The sequence below is a fragment of the Roseibium sp. genome, assembly GCF_050301095.1.
GTDB lineage: Bacteria > Pseudomonadota > Alphaproteobacteria > Rhizobiales > Stappiaceae > Roseibium.
Genome location: NZ_JBNKYW010000152.1, coordinates 20,995 through 29,332 on the forward strand (window position 1 = coordinate 20,995; position 8,338 = coordinate 29,332).

At 61.2% G+C, this 8,338-nt stretch carries 9 protein-coding genes; 2 read left to right on the forward strand and 7 right to left on the reverse strand.

Going from position 1 to position 8,338, the window contains the following annotated elements; translation table 11 throughout:
• Nucleotides 1–92 precede the first annotated feature (92 nt).
• Nucleotides 93–1,049 (forward strand): NAD(P)-dependent oxidoreductase, encoded by a 957-nt coding sequence (locus ACQY7U_RS13845; RefSeq protein WP_428645354.1) that lies wholly within the window; start codon nt 93–95, stop codon nt 1,047–1,049.
• A gap of 143 nt (nt 1,050–1,192) precedes the next feature.
• Here ACQY7U_RS13845 and ACQY7U_RS13850 read toward each other — a convergent pair whose 3' ends face one another.
• From ACQY7U_RS13850 to ACQY7U_RS13860, 3 genes are read right to left on the reverse strand one after another with little or no spacing between them, the layout of a single operon-like run.
• Nucleotides 1,193–1,534 (reverse strand): hypothetical protein, encoded by a 342-nt coding sequence (locus tag ACQY7U_RS13850; protein WP_428645355.1) that lies wholly within the window; start codon nt 1,532–1,534, stop codon nt 1,193–1,195.
• Nucleotides 1,535–1,570: 36 nt separating this feature from the next.
• A complete protein-coding gene (locus tag ACQY7U_RS13855; protein ID WP_428645357.1) occupies nt 1,571–2,251 on the reverse strand; it encodes a L,D-transpeptidase in 681 nt (226 codons plus the stop codon).
• Complete coding sequence (locus ACQY7U_RS13860; RefSeq protein WP_428645359.1) at nt 2,248–3,195, reverse strand: glycine betaine ABC transporter substrate-binding protein; 948 nt, start codon at nt 3,193–3,195, stop codon at nt 2,248–2,250. The genes ACQY7U_RS13855 and ACQY7U_RS13860 overlap by 4 nt, the downstream gene beginning before the upstream one ends.
• A gap of 194 nt (nt 3,196–3,389) precedes the next feature.
• On the opposite strand from ACQY7U_RS13860, the gene ACQY7U_RS13865 reads away from it, so the two are divergent.
• Nucleotides 3,390–4,949: a DUF427 domain-containing protein gene (locus ACQY7U_RS13865; RefSeq protein ID WP_428645361.1), complete on the forward strand. Its 1,560-nt coding sequence runs from the start codon at nt 3,390–3,392 to the stop codon at nt 4,947–4,949.
• A 4-nt stretch (nt 4,950–4,953) separates the two neighbouring features.
• Here ACQY7U_RS13865 and ACQY7U_RS13870 read toward each other — a convergent pair whose 3' ends face one another.
• The 4 genes from ACQY7U_RS13870 to purL form a co-directional block, all read right to left on the reverse strand.
• Nucleotides 4,954–5,235, reverse strand: a complete 282-nt coding sequence (locus tag ACQY7U_RS13870; protein ID WP_428645363.1) for an antitermination protein — start codon at nt 5,233–5,235, stop codon at nt 4,954–4,956.
• A 379-nt stretch (nt 5,236–5,614) separates the two neighbouring features.
• A complete protein-coding gene (grxD, locus tag ACQY7U_RS13875; RefSeq protein ID WP_428645365.1) occupies nt 5,615–5,950 on the reverse strand; it encodes a Grx4 family monothiol glutaredoxin in 336 nt (111 codons plus the stop codon).
• 101 nt (nt 5,951–6,051) lie between these two features.
• Nucleotides 6,052–6,285 carry a BolA family protein gene (locus ACQY7U_RS13880; RefSeq protein ID WP_428645371.1) on the reverse strand — a complete coding sequence of 78 codons (234 nt, stop codon included), beginning with the start codon at nt 6,283–6,285 and terminating at the stop codon, nt 6,052–6,054.
• Between the two features lie 42 nt (nt 6,286–6,327).
• On the reverse strand, nt 6,328–8,338 hold a 2,011-nt coding region (gene purL, locus ACQY7U_RS13885), incomplete at its 5' end, for a phosphoribosylformylglycinamidine synthase subunit PurL (RefSeq protein WP_428645367.1).

Below are 8,338 nucleotides of genomic sequence, written 5' to 3' on the forward strand. Positions count from 1 at the left end.
GGTAATTTGCATTGATTATATCGTTTCTCTTTTATCTTTTCGAGGCGCAGTCTGGCGGAATCTCCTCGCATCCTCACGGAAAGGCACCTCTCATGCGCGTCGGCTTCATCGGACTTGGAAATGTGGGCGGCAAGCTGGCGGGCAGCATCCTGCGAAACGGCTATGAGCTGTCGGTGCTCGACCTGAACGAGGACCTGATGGAGGCCTTCCTTGCTCGGGGCGCTCGGCGTGGCGAAAGTCCCAGGCAGCTTGCGGAAAGCTGCGATGTCGTCATCACCTGCCTGCCGAGCCCGGCGGTCTGTTCATGCGTCGTGGAAGGGCCTGACGGGATTCTGGAAGGGATCGGGCCGGGCAGGATCTGGGCGGAAATGTCCACCACGGATTCCGGAGAGACCAGACGTCTGGCGGATCTTGTCATTTCAAAAGGCGCGGAAGCCATAGAGTGTCCGGTGTCCGGCGGTTGTCACCGGGCGGCAACCGGCAATATTTCCATTTTTGCAGGTTGCACGCGCGAGACCTTCGAAAAGGCGCTACCGTTCCTGACGGTGCTCGGCCGGAGGGTTCTGCACACCGGCGGGATCGGATCAGCTTCGGTTTTGAAGGTCGTCACCAACTACCTGGCGACCGCCAACCTGGTGTCGCTGGCCGAAGCGCTGACAACCTGCAAGGCGGCCGGCATGGATCTTGGCACCGCTTATGAAGCGATCCGCATTTCCTCCGGTAACTCCTTCGTCCACGAAACCGAAAGCCAGGTGATCCTGAACGGCTCCCGCGACATTTCCTTCACCATGGATCTGGTGGCCAAGGACATCGGGCTGTTTCAGGCCATTGCGGAGAAACACGCCGTGCCGCTCGAGCTGTCGCCGCTGCTCAACCGGATCTTTGCCGACGGCATAGACCGCTACGGCCCGCGTGAATTGTCGCCCAACATCATCAGGCGGCTCGAAGAGGCCACCGGACTTGAGGTTCTGGCGCCAGGATTCCCGCCGGAAATGATCGACGACGAGCCGGAAGAAGCCGGATTTGAGGTGGTGCCGAAACGTCTTTGAGACGCCAAGGGGAGCCCCAGAGCGACCTGGAAACACGCACTAGACAAAGTGCCGGCGAACGCGGGAGAGAATTGGTCCGGAAACGGAGCCGCTCCCGAACACAACCGGACCATGCCTTGCGCTGTTTGGGCAGGTCTTCGCCGTCAGACCCGCGTGATCGCCAGAACATTGCCTTCGTCGTCGATGTTGCAGGTCGCCTGACCGCCCTCGAAGGTCAGATTGACCTGATAGCCCGTTCCTCCGGCCGGCATGGAGCTAACAGGCAGGACATTACCGCCTTCGATCTTGAGTTCCTCGGCAGTCTTGGCGGCGCAGAGCAATTGCAGGTCAGTGGGGGCGGTTTGACCCGAAGACCGCACGACCTGGGATGTCGGACCACTTGAAGTGGAACCGCTGGACTGGCAGCCGGCGACAGGCATCAGGAAAAGCCCCGCCGCTATGAGAGCTGTCAGTTTCTTCGTTGCGTCTTCACGTGTTCCCAACATTCGCTTCCTCTCCGGTTGAGCCCTTCGCGCGCTCCCTCAAACACCCTTGTAGAGCGCGGCGCCTTGCATCAGCACGATCACCTTGGCGCCGACCTCGACGCGGCTGTAGAGATCGATCACGTCTTCATTGACCATGCGGATGCATCCGGACGAAATGTTGAGGCCGATCGACCAGGGCTGGGTGGTGCCGTGGATGCGGTAGATGGAATCCTTGTTGCCCTCGTAAAGATACATGGCACGCGCTCCGAGCGGGTTGTCCGGTCCGCCGGGCATGCCGTTCTTCCATTTGGCGGCTTCCGGATCGCGTTCGATCATTTCAGCGGGCGGTGTCCAGACCGGCCATTCCTGCTTGCGCCCGATTTTCACGATACCGGCCCAGCCGAAGCCTTCGCGGCCGACGCCGATGCCATAGCGGATTGCCTGGAAGTTGGGTTGGACAAGATAGAGAAAATGCCGGTCGCCATCGATGATGATGGTGCCGGGTTTTTCGGCCGTCCGGAACTTGACCATCTGCCGCTGGAATTCCTCCGGCGTCTGACCATGGGCCCGGTAATAGCGCACCGCGGTCTGCGGCGTGTAATTCACCCATTTGCGGGTGGTTGGATCGTAGATCTGAGTCGAAAAGGCCTGTGCCAGTGCGGCCCCTGCGGCGGTCACCGCGAACAGCGCGGGCGCCCATTTGAACACTCTTCGAATTCGTTTGGAAAAGCCGCTCATTTCATCCACTCCGCGATCCGCTCCGTGTTGCCGGCAATCCATTCCCTGGCAACCACTTCCACCGGTTTGCCGTCCACCTCGACCGCGTAGCTCATCGAGGTGACATCTGATGGCTGCAGGGTGATGGCGGAAAGAAAAGATGCCACCTTGGGCAATTCCGTTTCAAGCGAAGCGGCGTAGGCAATATGGAAATGCGAAGCGTCCCACGCCGTGTCAGCCTGTGATTTCTCCAGCCAGTCCGCGTCGTCGGCGCGCTTGACGATTGTCCAGCGGGCAGGGTCATAAGGCGGTTCTTCCAGCTTCACGATGTCATGCAACTCGAAGACGTGGTGCGGACCGTAGCAGTAGAAGACGATCGGCCGGCCGATGGAGGCGGCCGCGTCGACCGCCGCCATTGCAACGTCTTCCGGCATTTCCAGAAGGCTCATGGTCTGGTCGTAGCCGTAGGAATGCGCGCGGATCTTTTCTATCTCGGTCGAAGACCAGGTCGGCGCGCCGATCCAGATTTCGCCCTTGCCGTTGCCGTCGCTGTCGAACTTCGCGGCTGTTTCCGGGTTGGCGAGATCGGCGACTGTCTTGATCCCGGTTTCTTCCACGGTCTGGCGTGTGGCACAGATATTCTGGGAGGCGGCGACGCCGTTCGGGCTGAGGCGCAGGACCTTCGCCTCGTCCAGCTTCTCCACCGTCGCGGACAGATTGGGCAGCCAGACTTCAGGATGGATCTGAATATCGCCCCTGCCGATGGCCGACAGGATCGTCAAGGTTCCGCGTTCGCTCAGTTCGGCATCGACGCCGAGCTGATCCTTGAGAGTGTCCTTGATGATATGGGCGGTGACTTGCGCGGAGGGCCATGCGGGAACGCCGATCACGACATTTGCGGCATTGGCGTTGGACGAAAGAGCCGCGGCAACCAGACCTAACGCAGCAGCAAAATACCGAACCATAAGACCTCCTCGACTGGGACGCGGCCATCACTATAGGCAGTCACTTCATCGTGACGCAACGTCAAAAGCAACAACTCCCACGCGACGCGTCCGGGGCCGGCGGGGGATCAACTTTCTGAAATTTCTCATTCATCGGGGCCACGAAACGGCCCATCCGGCTAGACAGTTTCCCGGCCGTTTCCTATTTCTTGGGCATGACCGTGCGTGTCCAGCAAACCTCCAATGACTACGGAATCCGGGTGGAGCCGCTTGCCGGGGAAGTGACGGCATGGCGGGATGATTTTGTGCTCGCCCGGTCAAGCCGCGCGAGGGTGATGTATGAAACCCGGCTGCCGCCGGTGGTCTATTTCCCGGAAGAGGACGTTCTGGCGGATCTGGTGCCCGATCCGGACTTCAGGACGTTTTGTCCCTTCAAGGGCACGGCGTCCTATGCCCATGTGCATGTCGGAGAGGACCTGCTGCGCGACGGGGCCTGGCGTTACCTGAACGCACTGCCCGAAGGCAGGGCCGTGAACGGTCATGTCGCCTTCATGCCGGGTGTCGCGACCGGGATCGAGTTCAAGGGCGCTGCTCTTGATGTGCCGCCGGCCGGGAACATCACCGGCCCGACCGTCGACTGGCTGCTCCGGGAAGCCTGGACGACAACTTCACCGGAAGAGTTGACGGCCGCGCTCGGCCGCAGGCTCGTTGAAGACGGCATTGCCGTTTGCCGGATCAGCGTGTTGATCTGGTCGCTGCATCCGATGATCGCCGGGCGCCATATCGTCTGGACCCGCGACGGCGACGAGGTGAAGAGCAGTTCGCCTTCCTACGAAGCCCTGGAAAGCCCGACTTTCCGGGAGAGCCCGCTCCAGCATGTGGCGGACGGGCTCGGCGGGATTCGCCAGAAACTGGACAGCAATCCGGACGAGTTCAATTTTCCTGTCATGGAAAAGCTGCGCCGGCAGGGCGTGACTGACTATGTCGCCATGCCTCTTCCGTTTTCCAGTGGCCGCATCAACGTCCTGACCCTGGCGTCCGACCATCCGGACGGCTTCACGACGGCCAACCTGGGGCTGGTTTTCGAATGTTCCGCGCTGATCAGCCGCCTGTTCGAGATCTTCGCGCTGACCTCCAACGCGACGTCGCTGCTGGAAACCTATCTCGGCAAGCGGACCGGGGCGCGGGTCCTGGGGGGAGACATACGGCGCGGAGACGGCGACGAGATAGATGCGGCGATCCTGTTCTGTGACTTGCGGCATTCCACCCGGCTGGAAACCGAGCTCGGCCGGGAGACCTATCTTGCCGAACTCAACCGGTTTTTCGAAGTGACGACCGACATCGTCAACGCGCATGGCGGGGAAGTGCTGAAGTTTATCGGCGATGCGGTGCTGGCGATTTTTCCCGCGGGGGAAAGCCGCGAAAACGCATGCCGCCAAGCCGTTGCAAGTGCCGTCGAAATTGTCCGGCGGCTGGAAACACCGGATGACGGTGAGGGCCGCGTCCCGCTCTACTGTGCCATCGGTATCGCGTGTGGTGAGGTCACCTATGGCAACGTCGGCTCCCGCGAGCGGCTGGATTTCACGGTGATCGGGAGTGCGGCGAATATTGCCGCCCGGCTCGGCGACTACGGCAAGGTGAGGGGCGATACGATCGTTGCCTCCGGCGAGGTCGCCCGATGTGCGGAGTTCCCGTCAACACCGCTCGGCAGTGTGGAGCTGCATAATGTGGGACATTCCGTGGAGGCCCATGCAATCGAGGTCCTGACGGATTGACCCGTCAGCGGACGGCGTTTTCCCCCTTGAAGCCGCCAACCGGCTGGTTGCGGACCAGAATTACCAGACCTTCCGTGCTCGGCTCGGCGTCCTTCAGGGCAACGCCGCCGTAATTTGCACAGAGCTCCTCGGCGCTTTTGTTGTGGGCCGGGGTGAACATGGTGATGGCCTGGCAGTCGACCCGCCGCAGTTCGCGGTCCGTCTTGGCGCCACCCGAAAGGGCAAGGCTCATCGCGACAACAACCAGTGCGAAGGTGGAGGTGGTGGCAAAGGCAATTTTCTTCATCGTCCCCGGTCCCATTTCCCGGCCCGGAACCAGACCGGGCCTTACGGCATGGTCGGAAAATGACGGAACACACCTGTACTCACACTGAAATCCGCATTCACCTTAGGTTCAGATTATGCGATTCGGCATTTTTTGCCGAGTTCGTGCCCCAATTTCGCCCGATTTGATTCGGGTTAATTTTGGATAACTTTTCAAACTCGGCGGTTTTGACGAGGGGGAAAGCGCGTTTCCGTTTCTGCGCGCAGCTCGCCCTGCACTTGTCCGGACTGATGGGGTGAGTAGCCGAAGCTGTGCTGATTTCGCGGGACATGGAGGCGCACAAACAAAAAGGGACGGAAAAACCGTCCCCTGATGCAAGATCTTCGGCAACTGAAGCGCGTTACGCGCTCTGCTGGGTCGTCTCGATGCCTTTTTCGGAGAAAAGACCCTGCAGTTCCTGATTCTGGAACATCTCGCGGATGATGTCGCAGCCGCCGACGAACTCGCCCTTGACGTAAAGCTGGGGGATGGTCGGCCAGTTGGTGAATTCCTTGATGCCCTGGCGCAGCTCATCGTCCTCCAGAACGTTGATGCCCTTGTAGGGGGCGCCGACATAATCGAGGATCTGAACGACCTGGCCGGAAAAACCGCACTGCGGGAAATTCGGCGTGCCTTTCATGAAAAGCACCACGTCGTTGCTGTCGACTTCGTTTTTGATCCAGTCCTGGATGCTCATGGTCTTTCGTCCTTTGTCTCGTTGCCGCCTATCTGGCGGAGACTGGCAGCAGAATCAAGTGGGCGCGCGCGTTCCGCGGCAATCTGTCAATCGGTGCCGTGTCAGTCCGGTGCCTTGGTCTGAAGGGCCAGGGCGTGCAGGGTCCCGCCCATGTTGCCCTTCAGGGCCTCATAGACCAGCTGGTGCTGCTGCACGCGGCTCTTGCCCCGGAAAGACTCGGAGACGACGTTGGCTGCGTAGTGGTCGCCGTCTCCAGCCAGATCACGGATCTCGACCTGAGCATCGGGCAGGGCCTCCTTGATCAGGGTTTCGATCTCATTCGCGTTCATGGGCATCGTGCGTCCGTCCTTGTTCATAAATTCCTGAATGGCAAGCGCTTAGGCGGTTGCCATGTATTTCGGGAACCAATCTTCATGTGCTTTTTTCAAGTTTGCAACGGATATGGTGAGAACACCCTCAACAGTCAAATCCTGACCGCCCGTCATGCCGATCTGCTGGACCTCCACACCGGCGTCCAGAATGTCCTCCAGTACCGCTTCGACCTTGTCTGCCTCCACGGTGATCACATAGCGGCCCTGGTCCTCGCCGAAGAGTGCCGCGTGTGCCGGGCCATCGATCTTGACCGAGGCGCCGATGCCGCCGGCAATCGCCATTTCGGCAAGGGCGACGCCCAGGCCGCCGGAGGAAATGTCGTGAACCGCGGTCAGGCGAGCCGCGCCGATGAGTTGGCGTACCAGGGTACCGCGGCGTTTTTCCGCGTCCAGGTCGACCGGCGGCGGTGCGCCTTCTTCGCGGCCGAGAATGTCGGCGAGATACTGCGAGGCCCCCAGGTGCGTGCCGTTGCCACCAAGGAGTAGGATTGCTTCGCCCCCTGCCTTGAAGGCGGTGTTCGCGCGTACGGAAACATCCGGCAGCAGGCCGACGCCGCCGATGGCCGGGGTCGGCAGAATCGCTTCGCCATGGGTCTCGTTGTAAAGGGAGACGTTGCCAGACACGATCGGGAAGTCGAGCTTGCGGCAGGCTTCGCCGATGCCTTTGATGCAATGGACGAACTGGCCCATGATCTCCGGCTTTTCCGGGTTGCCGAAATTGAGGTTGTCGGTGGCCGCCAGCGGCTCGGAGCCGACGGCGGTCAGGTTCCGCCAGACTTCGGCGACGGCCTGCTTGCCGCCCTCGAACGGATCGGCCTCGCAGTAGCGCGGGGTGACATCAACGGAGAAGGCGAGACCCTTGCGGGTGCCTTCGACGCGGATGACGCCTGCATCGCCGCCCGGCGTTTCGGCCGAGTTGCCCTGGATCAGCGTGTCGTATTGCTCATAGACCCAGCGGCGGGAGGAGCCGTTGGCATTGCCGATAAGCGTCGTCAGGGCTTCGGCATAATCCGCCGGTTCCTCGATTTCGCCTGCCGTCAGAACAGGGCGTTTCTTCGGTTCGACCCAGGGACGGTCATATTCGGGAGCTTCATCGCCGAGTTCCTTGATCGGCAGATCCGCCACGACATCGCCCTGATGCTTGACCACGAAGCGCAACGTGTCGGTGGTCTTGCCGACGATCGCGAAGTCGAGGCCCCACTTCCTGAAGATGGCTTCGGCTTCGTGTTCCTTTTCCGGACGCAGCACCATGAGCATGCGCTCCTGGCTCTCCGACAGCATCATTTCGTAGGCGCTCATGTTCTCTTCGCGCACCGGAACCTTGTCGAGATCCAGTTCGATGCCGAGATCGCCGCTCGCACCCATTTCAACGGCTGAACAGGTCAGGCCCGCGGCACCCATGTCCTGGATAGCGATGACTGCGCCGGTCTCCATCAGCTCCAGGCACGCTTCCAGCAGGCATTTTTCGGTGAACGGGTCGCCGACCTGAACGGTGGGGCGCTTTTCCTCGATGGTGTCGTCGAATTCGGCAGACGCCATGGTGGCGCCGCCGACGCCGTCACGGCCGGTCTTTGCGCCGAGATAGACGACCGGAAGGCCGACACCTTCGGCCTTGGCAAGGAAAATGGCATCCGACCTGGCAAGACCGGCAGCAAAGGCGTTGACGAGGCAGTTGCCGTTGTAGCGGGCATGGAACTCAACCTCGCCGCCGACCGTCGGCACACCGAAGGAGTTGCCGTAGCCGCCGACGCCGGACACGACACCGGACACAAGGTGGCGGGTCTTCCAATGGTCAGGCTCACCGAAGCGCAGCGCGTTCATGGCTGCCACCGGACGGGCACCCATGGTGAAGACATCGCGCAGAATGCCGCCGACACCGGTGGCCGCGCCCTGGTAAGGCTCGATGTAGGACGGGTGGTTGTGGCTTTCCATCTTGAAGACGACCGCCTGACCGTCGCCGATATCGACGACACCGGCATTCTCACCCGGGCCCTGCAGCACGCGCGGGCCTTCGGTC

What these genes read in the sequence shown, in the direction of transcription:
- ACQY7U_RS13845 (WP_428645354.1), top strand. Translation starts at nt 93, where the DNA reads ATGCGCGTCGGCTTCATCGGACTTGGAAATGTGGGCGGCAAGCTGGCG.
- ACQY7U_RS13850 (WP_428645355.1), bottom strand. Translation starts at nt 1,534, where the DNA reads ATGTTGGGAACACGTGAAGACGCAACGAAGAAACTGACAGCTCTCATA.
- ACQY7U_RS13855 (WP_428645357.1), bottom strand. Translation starts at nt 2,251, where the DNA reads ATGAGCGGCTTTTCCAAACGAATTCGAAGAGTGTTCAAATGGGCGCCC.
- ACQY7U_RS13860 (WP_428645359.1), bottom strand. Translation starts at nt 3,195, where the DNA reads ATGGTTCGGTATTTTGCTGCTGCGTTAGGTCTGGTTGCCGCGGCTCTT.
- ACQY7U_RS13865 (WP_428645361.1), top strand. Translation starts at nt 3,390, where the DNA reads ATGACCGTGCGTGTCCAGCAAACCTCCAATGACTACGGAATCCGGGTG.
- ACQY7U_RS13870 (WP_428645363.1), bottom strand. Translation starts at nt 5,235, where the DNA reads ATGAAGAAAATTGCCTTTGCCACCACCTCCACCTTCGCACTGGTTGTT.
- grxD (WP_428645365.1), bottom strand. Translation starts at nt 5,950, where the DNA reads ATGAGCATCCAGGACTGGATCAAAAACGAAGTCGACAGCAACGACGTG.
- ACQY7U_RS13880 (WP_428645371.1), bottom strand. Translation starts at nt 6,285, where the DNA reads ATGCCCATGAACGCGAATGAGATCGAAACCCTGATCAAGGAGGCCCTG.